At 71.0% G+C, this 18,206-nt stretch carries 15 protein-coding genes; 6 read left to right on the forward strand and 9 right to left on the reverse strand.

From position 1 onward, the window contains the following. Positions 1 to 49 precede the first annotated feature (49 nt). Positions 50 to 2,686, reverse strand: coding sequence for an ATP-binding protein (locus ACFQU3_RS11205; protein ID WP_385909721.1), 2,637 nt, complete (start codon positions 2,684 to 2,686; stop codon positions 50 to 52). Between the two features lie 151 nt (positions 2,687 to 2,837). Between ACFQU3_RS11205 and ACFQU3_RS11210 the strand changes: the two genes are divergently transcribed. Together ACFQU3_RS11210 and ACFQU3_RS11215 are read left to right on the forward strand one after the other, a co-directional pair. Further along, entirely contained in the window at positions 2,838 to 3,290 is a 453-nt protein-coding gene (locus tag ACFQU3_RS11210) for an SRPBCC family protein (protein ID WP_385909723.1), read from the forward strand. An 18-nt stretch (positions 3,291 to 3,308) separates the two neighbouring features. Next, positions 3,309 to 4,313: a methyltransferase gene (locus tag ACFQU3_RS11215; protein WP_385909725.1), complete on the forward strand. Its 1,005-nt coding sequence runs from the start codon at positions 3,309 to 3,311 to the stop codon at positions 4,311 to 4,313. Positions 4,314 to 4,323: 10 nt separating this feature from the next. Here ACFQU3_RS11215 and ACFQU3_RS11220 read toward each other — a convergent pair whose 3' ends face one another. From ACFQU3_RS11220 to ACFQU3_RS11245, 6 genes are all read right to left on the reverse strand, one after another. Then, complete coding sequence (locus ACFQU3_RS11220; protein WP_385909727.1) at positions 4,324 to 5,493, reverse strand: Vms1/Ankzf1 family peptidyl-tRNA hydrolase; 1,170 nt, start codon at positions 5,491 to 5,493, stop codon at positions 4,324 to 4,326. Positions 5,494 to 5,541: 48 nt separating this feature from the next. Further along, positions 5,542 to 7,236 carry a phosphoenolpyruvate--protein phosphotransferase gene (gene ptsP / locus ACFQU3_RS11225; RefSeq protein ID WP_385909729.1) on the reverse strand — a complete coding sequence of 565 codons (1,695 nt, stop codon included), beginning with the start codon at positions 7,234 to 7,236 and terminating at the stop codon, positions 5,542 to 5,544. Positions 7,237 to 7,241: 5 nt separating this feature from the next. Continuing rightward, positions 7,242 to 7,511, reverse strand: a complete 270-nt coding sequence (locus ACFQU3_RS11230) for an HPr family phosphocarrier protein (protein ID WP_385909731.1) — start codon at positions 7,509 to 7,511, stop codon at positions 7,242 to 7,244. A gap of 88 nt (positions 7,512 to 7,599) precedes the next feature. Further along, positions 7,600 to 9,699, reverse strand: a complete 2,100-nt coding sequence (locus ACFQU3_RS11235; RefSeq protein WP_385909733.1) for a fructose-specific PTS transporter subunit EIIC — start codon at positions 9,697 to 9,699, stop codon at positions 7,600 to 7,602. A 62-nt stretch (positions 9,700 to 9,761) separates the two neighbouring features. Continuing rightward, positions 9,762 to 10,706, reverse strand: a complete 945-nt coding sequence (gene pfkB / locus ACFQU3_RS11240) for a 1-phosphofructokinase (protein WP_385909735.1) — start codon at positions 10,704 to 10,706, stop codon at positions 9,762 to 9,764. Beyond that, positions 10,703 to 11,464 (reverse strand): DeoR/GlpR family DNA-binding transcription regulator, encoded by a 762-nt coding sequence (locus tag ACFQU3_RS11245; protein ID WP_385909737.1) that lies wholly within the window; start codon positions 11,462 to 11,464, stop codon positions 10,703 to 10,705. Before ACFQU3_RS11245 ends, pfkB begins: the two co-directional genes overlap by 4 nt. Positions 11,465 to 11,694: 230 nt before the next feature. Here ACFQU3_RS11245 and ACFQU3_RS11250 point away from each other — a divergent pair, with 230 nt between their 5' ends. Next, positions 11,695 to 12,621 carry an alpha/beta hydrolase gene (locus tag ACFQU3_RS11250; protein ID WP_385909739.1) on the forward strand — a complete coding sequence of 309 codons (927 nt, stop codon included), beginning with the start codon at positions 11,695 to 11,697 and terminating at the stop codon, positions 12,619 to 12,621. A 146-nt stretch (positions 12,622 to 12,767) separates the two neighbouring features. Beyond that, positions 12,768 to 12,956, forward strand: coding sequence for a hypothetical protein (locus ACFQU3_RS11255; RefSeq protein ID WP_385909741.1), 189 nt, complete (start codon positions 12,768 to 12,770; stop codon positions 12,954 to 12,956). 107 nt (positions 12,957 to 13,063) lie between these two features. Here ACFQU3_RS11255 and ACFQU3_RS11260 read toward each other — a convergent pair whose 3' ends face one another. Continuing rightward, entirely contained in the window at positions 13,064 to 14,479 is a 1,416-nt protein-coding gene (locus ACFQU3_RS11260; protein WP_385909743.1) for a cyclic 2,3-diphosphoglycerate synthase, read from the reverse strand. Positions 14,480 to 14,652: 173 nt separating this feature from the next. Between ACFQU3_RS11260 and rocD the strand changes: the two genes are divergently transcribed. Next, the gene (rocD, locus tag ACFQU3_RS11265) at positions 14,653 to 15,906 is read left to right on the forward strand and encodes an ornithine--oxo-acid transaminase (RefSeq protein ID WP_385909745.1); all 1,254 of its coding nucleotides are present in this window, start codon (positions 14,653 to 14,655) and stop codon (positions 15,904 to 15,906) included. Positions 15,907 to 16,096: 190 nt separating this feature from the next. Further along, positions 16,097 to 16,741: an Hcp family type VI secretion system effector gene (locus ACFQU3_RS11270; protein ID WP_385909747.1), complete on the forward strand. Its 645-nt coding sequence runs from the start codon at positions 16,097 to 16,099 to the stop codon at positions 16,739 to 16,741. 264 nt (positions 16,742 to 17,005) lie between these two features. Here the strand turns inward: ACFQU3_RS11270 and ACFQU3_RS11275 are convergent, their stop codons facing one another. Further along, complete coding sequence (locus ACFQU3_RS11275) at positions 17,006 to 18,154, reverse strand: hypothetical protein (RefSeq protein ID WP_385909748.1); 1,149 nt, start codon at positions 18,152 to 18,154, stop codon at positions 17,006 to 17,008. Between the last annotated feature and the right edge of the window lie 52 nt (positions 18,155 to 18,206).

Below are 18,206 nucleotides of genomic sequence, written 5' to 3' on the forward strand. Positions count from 1 at the left end.
CGCTGCCCGCGTGCCGGAAACGGTGAGGACGCCCGGAACCGGAAGGGAGTCAGCCGTCGCTGAGTGCCACGAGCAGGTCCTCCACCGGGGCTTGACGCCCGGTCTGGATCTCGCGCTCCCAGTCCTCGGCTGAGATCTGGCCCTCCACCGCGGCCCAGGCCTCGGCCTGCTCTTCCTCCTGATAGGGGTTCGGGAGCGACAGGCGGTCCCGCATGGCCTCCTCGGCGCCGAGCAGGTGCGCGGCACGTACGGGGTCACCGAGCCGGATGAGGATGTTCATGTACGTGTTGGCGAACGCCATGGTCAGGTTCGGGCTGCGCAGCTGCAGGACCTGCCCGATGAGCGACTGGGCGAGCCGGCTCGCTTCATCAGCGCGTCCGCTGACCGCCAGCAGGTTGGCGAGGTTCTGGCCCTGGACCGCCGCCTCGTGCAGGTCGCCGTCGGCTCGGACGATCTCGAGCGCCTCGAGGGTCAGCTCCTCGGCGCGCTGGTAGTGGCCGAGCTCCTCCTCGACTCCGGCGAGGTTGCCCAGAGCCCGTGTGAGCCTGGACCGGTTGCCGATCCTGCGGTGCAGCGCGAGGGAGCTCTCGAAGGTCTGACGCGCGGACTCGACGTCCCCTCGGTGCATCTGCGCGGTCCCCAGAACGCCCATGGCGAACGCCTCCCGCTCCTCGTCGGTGACCGTGCGCGCCACGTCCAGGCTCTGCGTGGCGTACTCACAGGCGCGCTCTGCCTGTCCTCGAGCGATCAGCAGGTTGGCATAGGTCCCCAGGCAGTCGGCGAGCTGCGCCGATGGCGCACTTCCCGCCTGTTCGAGGGCCGCCTCGAGCCAGCGACATCCTTCGACGACGTATCCGCCTGTGTACCAGAGCCATCCGAGCGAGGACGACAGCCGGATGGCGATCGTGGTGTTGTCCCGTGCGGCCCCCTCTGTCGCCCTCCCTTGGCGCATGGCCCAGGCGAGGGCCTCTCGGAAGTTGTCGAGCTCGATCTCCGCCTGGCTCAGGGCGAGCAGGTGATCGGAGTCGCGCGTCACCTTCAGTCGTTCGGCGACCTCGAGGTAGTGGACGGCGTGTTCGGAGCGTGCCTCGTCGAGCTCGCCCGCCGCGCGCAGCTCCTCGCGGGCAAAGGAGCGGATCGTCTCCAGCAGCGCGATGCGCGGTTCCCCGTCGGGCGTCTCTGACACGAGGACCAGACTGGCGTCGACCAGGTCGGCAACGAGGTCGAGTGGAACAGCGCTCCGGTCGCCCGATGGGGCGCGGTTTGCGACCGCCGCCACCGCTTCCAGGTCTGCACCACCGGCAAAGACCCCCAGGCGACGGAAGAACGCCTGCTGGCCATCGGGGAGCAGGTTGTAGGACCACGCGAGGGTGTCGCGCAGCGTGCGGTGCCGGGGCGGGCCATGCCTGCTCATCGAGGCAACGTCGAGACTCGTGTCGATCCGGCGCAGGAGAGCCTGCGGACCGAGCAGCCGGATCCGCGCCGCGCACAGCTCGACGGCCAGTGGCAGCCCGTCGAGGCGACGGCAGATGGCGACCACGGCTGCGACGTTCTCGGCCGTCAGGTGGAAGTCGGGGCGCACGCTGCGGGCATGCTGGAGGAACAGCTGCACCGCCGGGGAGCCCTCGGCCGTCGCGAGGGTCGAGTCGGTCGGGAGCGCCAGCGGCCGGACCGGGTACAGCTGCTCCCCAGGGACCCCCAGCGGGCGACGTGTACTCGCCACGACAGCGGCGCGCGGCGCGGCCCTCAGGAGCTCCGTGACGACATCATCAGCGCCGTCGAGCTGCTCGAGGTTGTCCAGGACGAAGAGGGCCGCACGGTGGGCCACCTGCTCGAGCAGCCGCGGCGGCATACGGCTGCTCCGCGGCAGGTCGAGCACGTCGGCGATCGTGGTCCACATGACGTCCGCGGTGGTGACGGAGGCGAGCGGCAGGAAGAAGACGCCGTCGGGAAAGGTCGTCACGAGGTTCCTGGCCACCTCGATCGCCAGCCGGGTCTTGCCCGAACCTCCGGGTCCGGTGAGCGTGAGCAACCGGACGTCGGGTGATGCGACCAGCTCGACCAGCTCTGCGACGGCCGGTTCACGCCCGACCAGGTGCGTGGTCGGGAGCGGGAGGCTGGACGAGGCCCCGAGCGTCTTGAGCGCCGGGAAGTCGTTCTGCAGGCCCTCGACGGTGAGCTGGAACAGTCGCTCCGGCTCGGGGATGTCCTTGAGATGGTGGCTGCCGAGGTCCTTCAGCCCGACGTCCTGGGGCAGCTCGTCGCGAGCGAGCTCGGCAGACACCGCGGACAGGACGACCTGCCCTCCGTGAGCGCACGCGGCGATCCGAGCGGCTCGGTGCACGTCCATCCCGACGTAGTCGTCTTCGTGGACCTGCGGCGTCCCGGTGTGGATGCCGATGCGCACTCGCACCCGCTCGTCCCCGGGCCACACGTGGCTCTCCAGCCCTCGCTGAGCCTGGACCGCCGCCTGGACTGCGCCTTCCGCGGTCGGGAACACCACGAAGAAGCTGTCCCCCTCGGTGCCCATCTCGGTGCCTTCGTGAGCCGCCCAGGCCGAACGCAGCACCGCGCGGTGGGCGTCCAGCGCATCGGTGTACCTGCGCCCCAGGCGGCTCAACAGCACGGTCGATCCCTCGATGTCGGAGAACAGCATCGACACCGTCCCGGACAGCAGCTCGCGCACGGGTGTCCTCCCTTCCCCGGCCCCCGCCGTTCCGAGCGTGGTTGCTGGGCTCACCGCTCGTCAAGGTCACCGCAAAGCCCGGCGACCACGTATTCATTGGCGCACGGTCGAGTCACCGCGTCGCCGCCATGGGCAGCAGTAGCGTTCAGGCATGGAGTACACCCAGGAGATCGTCGTCAGCGTGCCGCGGGCACGGTTCATCGAGCTCTTCGACGACCCCGCCAACCTGCCGAAGTGGATGGAGGGACTCATCTCCCTCGAGCCCATCCACGGCACACCCGGCCACCCCGGCGCGCAGTCGAGGCTGTCCTTCCGTCGGGGTCGTGGCCCGGCTGAGATGGTCGAGACGGTGACGAGGCGCGACCTGCCGTACGCGTTCGAGGCCACCTACGACGCGAAGGGCGTCCACAACATCACGCGCAACGAGTTCCACGAGTCCGGACCAGACGCCACGCGCTGGGTCGCGCACAACGAGTTCCGGTTCAGCGGTCTCATGAAGGTCGTCGGGCTCCTCATCGGGAAGAGCTTCCCCAAGCAGAGCCGGTCGTTCATGGAGGCCTTCAAGACGTTCGCCGAGTCAGAGGCGCGCGCCGACGGTCACTGACCGGAGGAGGATGACCGGATGGACGCCTCGGCCGACCTGCGCTCGATGATCACCGGCCTGCGCGTGTCAGCGGCCGTCAGCGCCGCCGCGGAGCTCGGGATCAGCGACGAGCTTGCTGCCGGGCCGCGAGAGCCCGGGCAGCTCGCGGCGGCGGTGGGCGCCGACGAGGACACCCTTCGCCGGCTCATGCGGGTCCTGATGGCACTCGGTGTCTACAGTGAGGACGTGACCGGCCGATACGCCAACACCGCCCTCGGCGAGGGTCTGAGGTCAGACGTGCCCGGGTCGCTGCGGCCGTTGGCGCGAACCTTCCAAGACCCTGCGACGTGGGCGGCTTGGGGACACCTCGTGCACAGCGTCCGCACCGGCGAGAACACGTTCGAGGCGCTCCACGGGATCGACGTGTGGGCGTACCGGGCCGAGCATCCGGAGGCCAACGCGGTCTTCAACGCCAACATGACCGCGCTGACCTCGCGGATGGGGGACGCCGTGGCGGCGGCCTACGACTTCGCCGCGCTGTCGACCGTCGTCGACGTGGGAGGTGGGCACGGGATCCTGCTCGAGTCCGTCCTCGCCCGTCATGAGCACCTCACGGGTACGGTGTTCGACCTGCTCCAGGCGACGCCGACGGCACCGTCCGCGGCAGCTCCGGCGTCGGTCGTCTCACGGTGGTCGGCTGTCAGCGGGAGCTTCTTCGAGTCCGTCCCAGCGGCAGACGCCCACCTGCTGAAGAAGGTGCTGCACGACTGGTCCGACGAGCGCTGCATCGCGATCCTGACGACGTGCCGGAAGTCCCTGAACCCCGGCGGGGTCGTCCTCGTCGTCGAGTCGCTGCTCGACCGCCCGGGTCACGAGCTCGAGGCCGCGGTGTCCGACCTCAACATGCTCGTGATGCCGGGCGGGCGGGAGCGGACTGTGGACGAGTTCGCCGTCCTCTTCGCCGGTGCGGGGCTCCGGATGGGCCGGGTCGTCGAGACGCCGACCGAGGTCGTCATCATCGAAGGGCTCGCCGAGCCACCCTGAGTGCCGACGGTCACTGACCTCCGTGTCCCGGCATGCTCGGGATGCGTGAGCGTGGCGTCGACTCGTCGGACCACCGCAGCAGCGCCCCGACGCCGTCGGCCGGGCTGACCTGCCCGGGGTCGAGAAGCGTCACTCCGGCGCGCGAGCACACGGCCGCCCACACGAGGGCAGCGTCCGCGGGAGCCCGCTGGGGCTCCGCCGCACCCGCGAGCTGGGCGTCCTCGCGCGTGAGGCCGAGCTGCAGGCGTCCCTCACCGACCCAGAGCTCCTCGTCGTGCACGCGGCCCTCGACGAGGAGCAGCTGCTCGACCTGGGCGCGCTGCAGCACCTCGACGACGGGACCGAGACCGTCGCTCGCGGCCTGCGCGCGTCCCGTCTGCTCGTTGAACCGCTCGACGACCTCGGCCTCGGCCTCGGCGCGGGCCCGAGCGAGCACCGTGGCGGTCGTGTCGCGGACGGCCACCTCGGACGTTCCCGCGGCGCGCCCGCCGGTGGCGCTGCGGACGAGGAGGGCACGCAGCTCGTCACTCGCGTGCCGTTCGAGGAAGCTCATGGCGTGCTCGTCACCCATGAGGATGACCGTGGTGGGGCGATGGGTGCGCACGACGCGGTCGAGCTCGTCGGCCACCGCGGCGGCGTTGTGCTCCCAGGAGTCCTCGACCCGGGCCTGGAAGCGGCGCTGCGCCATGCCTCCCGTCTGCACCTGATGCAGCTCGTCGTGGTCGCCCTGCACCTCGTGCGTCTCGTGTTCGAGGCCCGCAAGACCACCACGCACCTCGATGTCGGCACCGGTCCGGTCGAGCCGGACGAGCACGTGCGGCAGAGAGCCCGCGAGTGCCCGCACCGCAGGCACCAGCGAGGGGATCGGCCCCCACGTGGCGTCCTGCTCGGGGCGTCGTGGGAGGTCCTGGCTCGCGACCACGCCGTCCGTCGTGGCGACGAGCAGGCGCCCGCGTTCGCCTCCCTTGCCGGTGGGCTCCAGCGCGGCGTCGTGCAGGCTGTCGAGCACGCTGTCCGGCGCACCCTCCTGACGCAGCCGACGCTCGATGTCGCGCCACCGCGACTCGATGTGGTCGGCGTTGGCGGGGTCGGTCTTGGTCACGTCGATGGTGACGCTCGCGTACGGTCCGGTGGTGTCCGCGAGGCCGTGGAACATCTCGAGGTTCATGGTCACCTCCATGTCGGGGACATTCGGCCCCTACCCACTCTGCCCTGAGAGGTCTCCGTTTTACAGCAGGTCGATGAGCTCGGCCCGCGCGGACTCCCGCACGGCGTGCAGCGCGTCGCCCGCGGTCCGCGCAGCGCGGGCGGCCTCGGCGAGCGCGCGGCACTCGGCCACGGAGTGGAGCGACAGGGCGAGCCGCACGACGGGCACCTTGCTCGGCGCCATCGACAGGCTCGTCACGCCGAGCCCGACGAGGACGAGCGCCAGGAGCGGGTCGCCCGCCGACTCACCGCAGACCCCGATGGGCCGCTCGACCGACGTCGCCCCCTCGCAGGCCGCGCCGACGACATCGAGGACGGCCGGCTGCCAGGGGTCGAGCAGGTCGGACAGCGCGCCCTGCATGCGGTCGGCCGCCATCGTGTACTGCGCGAGGTCGTTGGTGCCGAGCGAGCCGAAGTCGACCTCGGCGAGCACATGACGAGCCCGTAACGCGGCACCCGGCACCTCGATCATGACGCCCGCCTTGGGCAACCCGTTCTCGCGCACGCGCCGCGCGAACCACGCCGCCTCCTCGGCGGTCGCGACCATCGGCGCCATGACGCGCACGTCGGCGCCGGTCTCGCGCGCGGCGATCGCGAGCGCCTCGAGCTGGGCGTCGAGCAGGTCGGGCCGCTCGGCGGAGAGCCGCAGACCGCGACGCCCGAGGGCGGGGTTCTCCTCCGGTCCGAGGTCGGCGAACTTGAGCGGCTTGTCGGCGCCGGCGTCGAGCGTGCGCACGACGACGCGTCGACCCTCGAACGGCGCGAAGACGCCCCGGTAGATCTCGGTCTGCTCCTCGACGGTCGGGGCCTTCGTCGCCGACAGGTAGACGAACTCGGTGCGGAAGAGCCCGACCCCCTCGAGGTCCAGGGCCCCGGCCGCGACGGCGTCCTCGACGCCGCCGATGTTGGCGAGCAGGGCGACGGGCTGGCCGTCGGCCGTGAGGCCCGGACCCGACAGGGCGGCCAGCGCCTCGGCCCGCCGGGCGGCGCGCTCGCGCTGCGCGGTGACGAGCGCCATGTCGGGGGCGACGGTCACCTCGCCCGAGTCGCCATCGATCGCGACCGGCGTACCGGCCGGGATCTCGGTCGCGCCCGCCAGCTGGACGACGGCAGGGATCCCCATCTGCGCGGCGAGGATCGCCGTGTGGCTCGTCCGGCCACCGGCCTCGGTGATGATGCCGACGACGAGCGACCTGTCGAGGGTCGCCGTCTCGGCGGGCGCGAGGTCCTCGGCCACGATGACGCTCGGCTCCGAGAACGCCGGCACACCCGGCGCCGGAACCCCGAGAACCGCTGCCACGGCGCGTGACCCGACGTCTCGAAGATCGGCGACCCGCTCGGCGAAGTATCCTCCGAGCGACTCGAACTGGACGGCATACGTCTCGATGGCGTTGGCGATCGAGTTGGCCCGGCCGTGCCCGGCGGCGAGCTCCTTGCCGGCGGCCTTGACGAGGCCCTTGTCGCGCGCGATGAGGGCCGTGGCCTTGAGGATCTGCTGGGCCGTGTCCTCGACCCGGGTCGCCCGCTCCTCGAGCGAGACGGCCACCGACTCGAAGGCCGCGCGCACGTCGGCGAGCGCCGCCTCCTGGTCGTCGACCGCCGGCTCACCGGCCGGCGGCCGGACCGGTGGCGCGACCTGCACCACCGGCCCGTATGCCGTGCCCGGGCTGACGCCGATGCCCTGCCTGGTCTCCGACGTGGGTTGAGACTCGGCCATGCTCGTTACTCCGCGTCGAGGTCGCGCGAGAGGAGAGCGACGAGCGCGTCGAGCGTCTCGTCGGCGCCGTTGCCGTCGGCCGACAGGACGACCTCCTCGCCGAACTTGGCCCCGAGGGCCATGACGCCGAGGATGCTCGTCGCATCGACAGGGTCCTCCCCCGGCTTGGCGATCTCCACGTCGAGGCCGGAGCTGCTCGCGGCCTCGACGAAGAGGGCGGCCGGGCGGGCGTGCAGGCCCACCGAGGAGGCGATGGTGACGGTGCGGGTTGCCATGGACGTGCTCCTTCGTTGGAAAACGGGTGGTCGTGCATCGGTTCGGATCATCGGTGCGGATCAGACGTCGATCGGGGCCACGCCCTGATCAGACCGTAGCGCTCGCGTCGATCTCGGCAAGGTTGCTCTCCCGGGACTTGAGGGCCACGACGAGGACGGTCATGACCGCGACGCCGACGGCGAGCGCCACGATGAAGAGCAGGAAGTTGCCGATGAGCGGCAGCACCCAGATGCCGCCGTGCGGCGCGCGCAGGGTCGTGCCGAACGCCATGGCGAGGGCACCGGTGACGGCCGAGCCGACGACCGAGCTGGCGATGATGCGTACCGGGTCGGCGGCCGCGAACGGGATCGCGCCCTCGGAGATGAACGAGAAGCCGAGCAGCCAGGCCGCCTTGCCGTTCTCGCGCTCCGGCTCGGAGAAGAGGTGCGGGCGGATCGTCGTGGCGAGCGCCATCGCGAGCGGCGCGACCATGCCGGCGGCCATGACCGCGGCCATGATCTTCAGCTGTGGGGCGTCGGTCGCGGCGCCGGCGGCGGCGAGGCCGGTCGTGGCGAACGCGTAGGCCACCTTGTTCACGGGGCCGCCGAGGTCGAAGCCCATCATCGCGCCGAGGATGACGCCGAGGATGATCGCGCTCGCGCCGGACATGCCGGTCAGCCACGTGTTGAGCGCGTCGGTCAGGCCCTTGATCGGCCGGCCGAGCACGGTGATGAACAGGCCGATCGTGATGAGCGAGCTGAGCAGCGGGATGACGACGACCGGCATGACGCCGCGGACGCCCTTGGCGACGTTCCAGCTCGACACCCATCGGGCGACGAAGCCACCGAGCAGGCCGGTGACGAGACCGCCGAGGAAGCCGGCGCCCATCGTCGCCGCGACCGAGCCGCCGACGATGCCGGGCACGAGACCCGGGCGGTCGGCGATGGCGAAGGCGATGAAGCCGGAGAGGATCGGCACGAGGAAGCCGAACGACGCGCCGCCGATGACGAACAGCAGTGCCGCCCACGACGTCAGGCTGAACAGGTTGAAGTTCTGGGCGATGTTGTACTCACCCTCGGCGGTCAGGCCGTACTTGACGATCTCGATCGCACCGGACTCGCCGAGCGCGACCTGGGCGAGCATGAACGACAGGGCGATGAGGATGCCGCCGGCCGCGACGAACGGGATCATGTACGACACACCCGTCATGAGCCACTGGCGCACCTTGGTCGCGGTGCTCGCGCCCTCCTCGACCTTCGAGGTGAGACCACCCGACGGACCGGCGGCCGCAGCGGCCGCCACGGCGGCCTCGCGCTTGCTCGGGTCGGCGTCCCACTCGGCGACGAGCTGCTCGGCCTGCGCGACGAGTGCCGGGCCGTCGGAGATGCCCTTCTTGACGCCGACGTCAACTCTCGGCTTGCCGGCGAAGCGGCCGGCGTCCTTGACGGGCAGGTCGTGGGCGAAGATGACGGCGTCCGCTGCGGCGATCTCGGCGGGACTGAGCGGCTTGGAGCCGGCGGAGCCCTGGGTCTCGACCTTCATCGTGTGGCCTGCGGCCTTGGCGGCGTTCTCGAGACCCTCGGCCGCCATGTAGGTGTGCGCGATACCCGTCGGGCACGACGTGACGCCGACGAGGTTGAGCACGCGCTTGGCCGGCGCCTCCGCGGTCGCGACCGAGCCGGCTCCCGCTGGGGCGGTCGAGGCGGCGCCCGATGCCGCCGTCACCGACGCCGCTGGCGCGGCCGGCGTGCTGGCGGTCTCGTCGAGGGCGACCTCGTCGCTGACGATGCGCACGACCTCTGCCTCGGTCGTGGCCTCGGCCAGGGCCGCCTTGAAGTCCTTCTTCATGAGGGCGCGAGCGAGCTTGGGCAGCATCTGCATGTGCGCGTCGCCACCGCCCTCGGGCGCGGCGATGAGGAAGACGAGCGTGGCCGGGCCGTCCTTGGCGCCCCAGTCGATGCCGTCGCCCGAGCGGCCGAAGACGAGCGAGGGCTCGGTGATGGCGGCGCTGCGGGCGTGCGGGATGCCGATGCCGCCGGGCAGGCCGGTGGCCATCGTCTCCTCGCGCTTGCGGACGTCGTCGAGGAACGCGTCGAGGTCGGTGCACCGCCCCGAGGCGACGAGTCGCTCGCCGAGCCTGCGAGTCGCCTCGTGGCGGTCGGCACCGGTGAGGTCGAGGACGACCTGCTCTTCGGTGATGAGGGACATGGGAGTTCCTTTCGGGAGAAGCGTTGAGCCGGTACGGATTCGAGCGGGGACTGCGTTGCGTCTCAGGAGAGCGCGAGCGCCAGGTCGGGTTGGCGGGTGAGCTCTGCGCGTATGCCGTCGAGGTCGCTGGGTGCGGGAACTCGACTTCCAGGGAGAGTGACCGCCGCGGCGCCCCACGTCACGCCGGTGACGAGGGCGTCGGCCGGGTCGAGTCCGGTGGACAGACCGTGGAGGAGGCCGGCGAGCATGCAGTCGCCGGCGCCCACGGTGGACAGCGGAGCGGTGATCGTGGCCCTGGCGTGGGCGAACTCGTCGGCGGTGACGAGCAGGGCGCCGTCGCCGCCGAGGCTGACGGCGACGAGCTCGATGCCGTTGCTGACGAGCTCGCGAGCCGCGTCGCGGACATCGCCGAGGGTGGGCAGGTCGTGCCCGACGAGCTCGGCGAGCTCCTCGTGGTTGGGCTTGATGAGGTGCGGTTTCGCCGCGACGGCGGCCGCGAACGGTGCGCCGGACGAGTCGATGGCGACGTGTCCCCCGCGGCCGCGCACGCGGGCGACGAGGACGGCATACAGGTGAGTGTGGGCGCCGGGCGGGAGGCTGCCGCAGCCGACGACCCACTGCGCTCCCTCGGCGCGCTGGAGGGTCGTGTCGAGCAGCGCGTCGACCTCGGCCGGGGACAGGTCGGGGCCGGGCTCGTTGAGCTTCGTCGTCGTGCCGTCGGGCTCGAGGACGCTGATGTTCATCCGGACCGTGCCGTGCACGGGGACCGACGCGTGTGCCACGCCGGCGGCGTCGAGCAGCTCCTCGAGGAGGTGCCCCTCCGGCCCGCCGATCGGCAGCACGGCGACCGTGTCGGCGGACTGCGCGGCGAGGGCGCGGGAGACGTTGACTCCCTTGCCGCCGGGGTCGATCCGTCCTGGCCCGCCGCGGTGGACCTCGCCGCGACGCAGGGCGTCGATGAAGACGGCGCGGTCGATGCTGGGGTTGGGCGTGAGCGTGACGATCATGCGGTCACCACTTCCGGTCCGGCCGCACGGATCTCGGCGGCGACGTCGTCGTCGAGATCGGTGTCGGTGATAACGAGGTCGAGGTCGGTGAGCTGGGCGAAGCGGTGGAGGTGGTCGTCGCCGGCCTTGCTCGAGTCGGTCAGGACGATGCACCGGCGGGCGGCGGCGACCATGGCGCGCTTGACGAGCGCCTCGGACTGGTCGGGGGTGGTGAGGCCGCGGGCGACGGAGAGACCGTTCGTGCCCATGATCGCGACGTCGACCGTGACGTCGGCCAGCGGGCCGGTGGCCCACTCGCCGACGGAGGCGCCGGTCGTGCCGCGGACGCGCCCGCCGAGGAGGTAGAGCGTGATGCCGGGGTGCGTCGACAGCACGGTGGCGGCGGCGAGGCTGTTCGTGAGGACGGTGAGGTCGATGTCGGGCGGGAGCAGCTCGGCGACGGCGAGGGTGCTCGACCCGGCGTCGAGGATGATGCTGCCGCCGCTGGGCAGCTCGTCGAGGGCGCGGGCCGCGATGCGGCGTTTGACCTCGGTCAGGCGACCGGACCGGGTGGCGAGCGTGGGCTCGACCTCGAGGCGCTCGACGGGGATCGCGCCGCCGTGGACCCGACGCAGCGACCCGCGACGCTCGAGCGCGGTGAGGTCGCGACGCACGGTCTCGGCGGCGACTCCGAGCGAGTCCGCGAGCGCGGTGACCTCGACCCGGCCGGCACGTCGTGCCTCAGCGATGATCCGCTGCTGCCGCTCCGCTGCGTACATCGGACTCCCTCGTCCTCGTCGTTTCCCATCGTCCCGTGCGGGGACCGTGTGACAAGGAAACCACCGGTCCGGCGTGAAGTAAAGAGATTCGGGCACCCGTTTTTGTGGTTTTCACAATGTGGATGCCCGAACGGGCACGGGGGACGGCACGTCAGCGCGGGGCGCGCGACGGCACGAACCACCCGGCATACAGTGCGGGCAGACGGCCACCGCGAGATCGAGGACGATCCATGCAGAGCAGCACCCTCACGCTCACCACGCCCGACGGCACCGAGGTCTTCGTCAACCGCTGGCTGCCGGAGGGGCCCCCGAAGGCGATCGTGCAGATCGCCCACGGCCTGGCCGAGCACTCGACGCGCTACGCGCGCTTCGCCCAGCGACTCACGGACCACGGGTATGCCGTATACGGCTCGGACCACCGGGGGCACGGGCGCACGTCCAGCCCGCGCGGCTACTTCGGCGAGCGCGACGGCTGGCAGACCGTCATCGACGACCTGCACGCCGTGACCGAGCTGGCTCGCGGGGAGCAGCCGGGCGTGCCGGTCTTCCTCCTCGGGCACAGCATGGGCTCGTTCATCTCGCGGGGGTATGCCGCGCAGCACGGCTCCGAGCTCGCCGGCCTGGTGCTGACCGGAACGGCCGGCGGCGCCGGCGCGATCGGCCGGGTCGGCGTCTTCCTCGCCGCGACCCAGGCCCGGCTGCGCGGTCACGCCCACACGAGCGGCCTCATGAACACGCTGAGCTTCGGCCAGTACAACGCGGCCTTCAAGCCGACCCGCACCGACTTCGACTGGCTGTCGCGCGACCCCGACGAGGTGGACAAGTACGTCAACGACCCCGACTGCGGGTTCGTGTTCAGCGCAGGCGGTTTCGCTGACCTGCTCCGCGGTCTGGAGGCGGTCAACACCGACCGCGTCGCATCGGGCATCCCCACGGACCTGCCCGTGCACCTCGCGTCTGGAGCCATGGACCCGGTGGGCCAGAACGGCAAGGGTGTGCAGCGGGTCGCCGAGCAGCTGCGCCGCCTCGGCCTCCGTGACGTGACGCTGACGCTGTGGCCGGAGGCGCGGCACGAGATCCTCAACGAGACGAACCGCGACGAGGTCGAGACCGAGATCCTCGACTGGCTCGACGCCCACGTGCCCGCCACCACGTGACGAGCGGGTGGAACTGCCCACTCGACTCACCCCGCCCGGTCGAGTGGGCACTTTCCACCCGGGCCGGCCCGTCGCGCTACGTCACTGCTCCACGGGGCGGAGCAGTGACGTAGCGTTCGGGACGTGAGCACTCACGGAGCTGGGTCTTGAGCAGGCCGGCACGCGTCGCGATCGGCGTGCTGCTCTTCTCGATGGGAGCCCTGTGGACGCTGCAGGGGCTCGGCTACGTCCGCGGCAGCGCGATGACGGGCAACACGCTGTGGGCGGTCGTCGGGCCGATCCTGGCCGTCGGCGGTCTCGGCATCGCCCTCTCCCGCCCACGCAACAACCGCTGACCCACGGGTGAAAGTGCCCACTCGACTCACGCAGTCGAGTGGGCACTTTCACCCCGAGCGTCGAGTGGGCACTTCACCGCTAGGCGGTCCCGTGGAATGGACTGCGGTCAGAGCGACTTCGTGGCACGCATCGCAGCGGCGCCGTCGAGCGACGGCACACTCTCCGAGCCTGAGTCCTCGACGGGCAGGGCGGCCCGTAGAGCTGCAGCCAGTCCACCGGGCACGACCTCCCGCAGCTCGTAGCGGGCCCGCACGAGCGGCGCCGGCACGGAGAGCACCCGGGTCAGGTCGATGGGGGTGCCGCTCACGACGGCGTCGCACGCACCGGCCTCGACGGCCGCACGGATCGTCGCCTCGAGGTCACGCACCTGCTCGGCCCCGTAGCCCGTGGCCGGCAGGACTCCCCGCGCGTTCGGGTACTTCACGTAGGTTGCGGCGATCGACCCCACGGCATACGGCATCGGGTCGACGATCTCGGAGGCGCCTGCGGCGCGGGCCCCGACCACACCGGCCCCGTAGGTCATCGACCCATGCGTCAGGGTCGGGCCGTCCTCGACGGCGATGACGCGGCGTCCCGCGACGGCGGCCGGATCGTCAACGGTGACAGGGCTCTCCGCGCGCAGGATCGTGGCCAGCGGGTTGAGCGAGCGGACAGACGTCTCGACGGCCTCGATGTCGACGGGTCGCGCCGAGTCGCATTTCGCGATGATGACGACATCGGCCATCCGGACGTTCGCCTCGCCCGGGTGGTAGGCCGCCTCGTGGCCCGGGCGCAGCGGGTCGGCGAGGACGATGTGCAGGTCGGGGACGTAGAAGGGCAGGTCGTTGTTGCCGCCGTCCCAGAGGATGACCTCGGCCTCCTGCTCGGCCTCGGCGAGGATCCGCTCGTAGTCGATCCCGGCGTAGACGACGACACCGTTGTCGAGGTGTGGTTCGTACTCCTCGCGCTCCTCGATGGTGCACTGGTGCCGGTCGAGGTCGTCGTAGGTCGCGAACCGCTGGCAGGCCTGGGCCGCGAGGTCGCCGTAGGGCATCGGGTGCCGGACGGCGACGACGCGCATGCCGAGGTCGCGCAGCAGCCGTGACACGTAGCGGGTCGTCTGGCTCTTGCCGACTCCGGTGCGCACGGCGGTCACGGCGACGACCGGCTTCGTGCTGCGCAGCATGGTGTGCCGCGCACTGTGCAGACGGAAGTCGGCGCCGGCCGCGATGCACGTCGACGCGAGGTGCATGACGTGCTCGTGGGTGACGTCGGAGTAGGCGAAGACGACGACGTCGATGCCCTCGCGCTGGACCAGCTCGGCCAGCTCGGACTCCGCGACGATCGGGATCCCGTCGGGATAGTGGGGGCCGGCGAGCTCGGGCGGATAGTGACGACCGTCGATGTCGGGGATCTGGGTCGCGGTGAAGGCGACGACCTCGTAGGTCGGGTCGCTGCGGAAGACGACGTTGAAGTCATGGAAGTCACGTCCCGCGGCACCGAGGATGACGACGCGGGTGCGGGCGGTGCTCTGACTGCTCATGGCCATCTCCGCGGCTGGAACACCGACGTGACCGACACACCCCTCCGCGGGTAGTCCTGGCTGCGGGATCCGCCACGCCCAGTGTGCCATCGGGGGGCCCGGATCGGCGGTGCGAGCAGCCGAACACCTCGCATTCGCGCGCCGACGCGCCGAGTCAGTGCCACGATCGAGGGGTGAGCGACACGGCCGCACGGCCCGGGGCCCGCGAGCGAACGGGCCCGACCCCGGGCACCCCGACCCACGAGCACGTCTCGATGGCGGACTACTGGGTGGCGAGCAACTACAGCCCGCTGCCGGTCGTCATCGCCCAGGCCGAGGGGGCGTGGGTCACGGACGTCGAAGGGCGCCGGTACCTCGACGCGCTCGCCGGCTACTCCGCCCTCAACTTCGGCCATCTGCATCCCACGCTCGTGGCGGCGGTACGGTCCCAGCTCGACCGGCTGACGCTGACGAGTCGCGCGTTCCACAGCGACCGGCTCGGCCCCTTCTGCCGCGACCTGGCGACGTTCGCCGACAAGGACCTCGTGCTCCCGATGAACACCGGCGCCGAGGCCGTCGAGACGGCGATCAAGACGGCCCGACGATGGGGCTACGAGGTCAAGGGAGTGCCCGACGGAAGGGCCCGCATCGTCGCCATGGCCGGCAACTTCCACGGCCGCACCACGACGATCGTCAGCTTCTCCGACGACCCGCTCGCGCGCGACCACTACGGTCCGTACACACCCGGCTTCGACCTCGTGCCGTTCGGTGACATCGGGGCGCTCGAGGCTGCGATCACCGACGAGACCGTCGCGGTCCTGCTCGAGCCGATCCAGGGCGAGGGCGGTGTCATCCTGCCGCCGGACGGCTGGCTGCGCGACGTGCGCGAGCTGACCCGCCGCCGGAACGTGCTCATGGTCGTCGACGAGATCCAGTCGGGCCTCGGACGCACCGGATCGAGCTTCGCGTGCGACCTCGAGGACGTCGTGCCGGACGTCTACGTCCTCGGCAAGGCGCTCGGCGGCGGCATCGTGCCCGTCTCGGCAGTCGTCGCGGATCGGGACGTCCTGGGCGTCTTCACACCCGGCAGCCACGGCTCGACCTTCGGTGGCAACCCGCTCGCCGCCGCCGTGGGCCAGGCCGTCATCAGGCTGCTCGTGACGGGCGAGTACCAGGAGCGGGCCCGCCGACTCGGGGCGCTGCTGGAGTCGGGTCTGGCCGGGCTCGTCGGTCAGGGGATCGACGCGGTGCGGGTGCGTGGCCTGTGGGCCGGCGTCGACCTCGACCCGGGCCTCATGAGCGGACGCGAGGCATCGCACCGCCTTCTCGAACGCGGCGTCCTCGTCAAGGAGACGCACGGCTCGACGGTTCGCATCGCCCCGCCGCTCGTCGTCGGTGACGCTGAGATCGAGATCATCGTCGACGCCTTGGCCGCGATCCTGCGCTGAGGGCGTACGCCTTGAGTCGCGTGGAGTGAACCATGGTCGCCCGCCGTCCTGACATCTGCCGACATGCCCCGACATCCCGACCACCGACGGCCTTGGGGGATTCTCCAATTCCACCGCGGCGCAATGGGATCCGCCCATAGGATCGGATCCCGTGGCAAGTCCAAGCCACCAGAGCCCCTTGGGGTGAGACATGGTTGACGGCAATGACAGATTCACCACCACCCGCCGCGGCGCCCTCCGGACCGGAGCCTTGGGCATCGGCGGCCTGACCGGGGCCATCGCGCTCGGTGGCAGCGGTGCGGCGTCCGCTGCTGAACCACCTTCGATGGCGACCGTGGCCGCCCTGGCCGGGGTCGGCGCCGGCGACTACTTCCTCCTGCTCGACTCGATCCCGGGCGACAGCGTCGACGACCAGCACGAGGACTGGATCGACGTGATGAGCTACTCGTGGGGGGTCTCGAACTCGTCCAGCGTCTCGGGGTCGGGCTGGTCAGCGAGCAAGCCCAGCATCTCGGCGCTCTCGCTGATGACAGAGCTCGGGTCTGCCAGTCCGCTGCTCTTCCTTCGGACCATGAACGGCAAGCGCGTCGCCAGCGCGGTGCTCCAGGGGATGACGTCTGGCGAGACGCGCCAGAAGTTCCTCGAGATCGAGATGAAGGACGTGGCGGTCACCTCATACCAGTCCTCGGCGAGCCACGGCGGCGGGTCCCCCACCGACTCGTTCAGTCTCGCCTTCGCGATCATCAAGTACTCGATCTTCCTCCGGAGCGCTACAGGAGGCGTCGGCGAGACGATCTCGGCGACGTGGAACGTGCGCACGAGCACTGGAGGCTGAGCCGCGGCCGCGGCCGCGACGGGTCGACGACCAGCGGGGCGACCCGGAAATGATGGAGCCCGGCTCGCGATGCGAGTCCGGGCTACCAGTGACGGTTCACGTACCACAACGGGCCAACCGCCGAAGTCTTGGTCTTCCTGAGAACGAGTGTCCCGCCCGAGGCCGACATCGACAGGTTGACACGCCGGTGAGGGCCGATCCGGCCGAAGTCGGGAAATATGGTCCAAACGGACCAGTGATGACTAGTCCGTTTGGCCCCCCGCCTCAGTAGATCGGTGTGCCGGTCGCGAGGCCGGCGAGCGCGCCGTCGGGCACGATCCGGACGCAGCCCCACTCGAGACCGAGCCGGTCCATGACGCCCGGGCTGGTGACGTGACGCAGCCGTCCCCCGTCGACGAGCCACACCGGGTCGGCTGAACGCTCGCGCAGCAGGGTGCGGTCGAGCGGCATCGAGCGCAGCCCCGCGAGCGAACCCTGCGGGATCTCGCGCACGGCGTTCCAGTCGAGGCCGAGACCCTCGAAGACCTCGGGCGACGGGATCCAGAAGGCCTTGCCGCCGTAGACGACGTGGATCGGGTCCGTGCCGCGCTCGCGGACGAGCGTGCCGTTGCCGGGGTGTGTCGCGATGTGCGCCATCGAGCCGGGCTTCGCGGCGACGACTGACTCCCAACGGAACCCGCCGGCGTCGAACTCCGCCGGCGACGGGATCCAGAACGCGCCACCGCCGCGGATGACGTGGATCTTGGGGTCGGTCGAGTCGTGGATGAGCCGGCCGTTCGCGAGGAAGCTCGGGGTCTTGCGGGTGTAGCTCTCGACGAAGAGCCCGCGCCACGTCTTGCCGTTGCTTCCCGTGATCGCCCGCTCCGCCGGGTCGTCGACGGTCGTGAGCTTGAGGCGGACCTCCTGGCCCGGGTTGTTGTTGTCGTACACGAGGACGTAGGTGTAGCGGCTGTCCTGCTCCCAGCCGTACGCGACGACCTGGTGGTCGTTGCCGAGCTCGGTGATGTCGCGGGCCTGGGTCAGGCCGAGGAGCACGGGTTGGCCCGAGCTGAGCCGCGCCTTGAGCTTGGGCAGCTCGTCCTCGCGGGTCATCCGCGCGACCCCCTTGCCGCGCAGCCAGGTCGGGTGGTCGAGGCTCGTCGCGTACTTGACGAACGTGAGCCCGTTGTCGACGAAGGTGTCCATGAGCCGCGAGTAGACGTAGTCCGCGACGAGCGAACCGTCTTGCGGCAGTGAGCTGTTCGTCGACATCGCGAGACCGGCGTACCAGTAGTCCATCGCGGCCGCGGCCATGCCGCCGCAACGGCCGCGCGTCGTGATGTCGACGCCGATGGCCGGGATACGGAGGACGTGGTTGGTGAAGCCGTTGCTGAAGGCGAAGCCGTTCTCGGCGGGTGTGAAGGCGATGCGCATGATGTGTGTGTCTTTCCCCAGAGGTTGGTCGTTGCGAGGGGAAGAGGGCGCG

Source organism: Terrabacter sp. GCM10028922, assembly GCF_042666095.1.
GTDB lineage: Bacteria > Actinomycetota > Actinomycetes > Actinomycetales > Dermatophilaceae > Terrabacter.

Bases quoted from the DNA above. Each gene is read 5' to 3' on its own strand.
- ACFQU3_RS11210 (WP_385909723.1), top strand. From the start codon at position 2,838: ATGGAGTACACCCAGGAGATCGTCGTCAGCGTGCCGCGGGCACGGTTC.
- ACFQU3_RS11215 (WP_385909725.1), top strand. From the start codon at position 3,309: ATGGACGCCTCGGCCGACCTGCGCTCGATGATCACCGGCCTGCGCGTG.
- ACFQU3_RS11220 (WP_385909727.1), bottom strand. From the start codon at position 5,493: ATGGAGGTGACCATGAACCTCGAGATGTTCCACGGCCTCGCGGACACC.
- ptsP (WP_385909729.1), bottom strand. From the start codon at position 7,236: ATGGCCGAGTCTCAACCCACGTCGGAGACCAGGCAGGGCATCGGCGTC.
- ACFQU3_RS11230 (WP_385909731.1), bottom strand. From the start codon at position 7,511: ATGGCAACCCGCACCGTCACCATCGCCTCCTCGGTGGGCCTGCACGCC.
- ACFQU3_RS11235 (WP_385909733.1), bottom strand. From the start codon at position 9,699: ATGTCCCTCATCACCGAAGAGCAGGTCGTCCTCGACCTCACCGGTGCC.
- pfkB (WP_385909735.1), bottom strand. From the start codon at position 10,706: ATGATCGTCACGCTCACGCCCAACCCCAGCATCGACCGCGCCGTCTTC.
- ACFQU3_RS11245 (WP_385909737.1), bottom strand. From the start codon at position 11,464: ATGTACGCAGCGGAGCGGCAGCAGCGGATCATCGCTGAGGCACGACGT.
- ACFQU3_RS11250 (WP_385909739.1), top strand. From the start codon at position 11,695: ATGCAGAGCAGCACCCTCACGCTCACCACGCCCGACGGCACCGAGGTC.
- ACFQU3_RS11260 (WP_385909743.1), bottom strand. From the start codon at position 14,479: ATGAGCAGTCAGAGCACCGCCCGCACCCGCGTCGTCATCCTCGGTGCC.
- ACFQU3_RS11270 (WP_385909747.1), top strand. From the start codon at position 16,097: ATGGTTGACGGCAATGACAGATTCACCACCACCCGCCGCGGCGCCCTC.
- ACFQU3_RS11275 (WP_385909748.1), bottom strand. From the start codon at position 18,154: ATGCGCATCGCCTTCACACCCGCCGAGAACGGCTTCGCCTTCAGCAAC.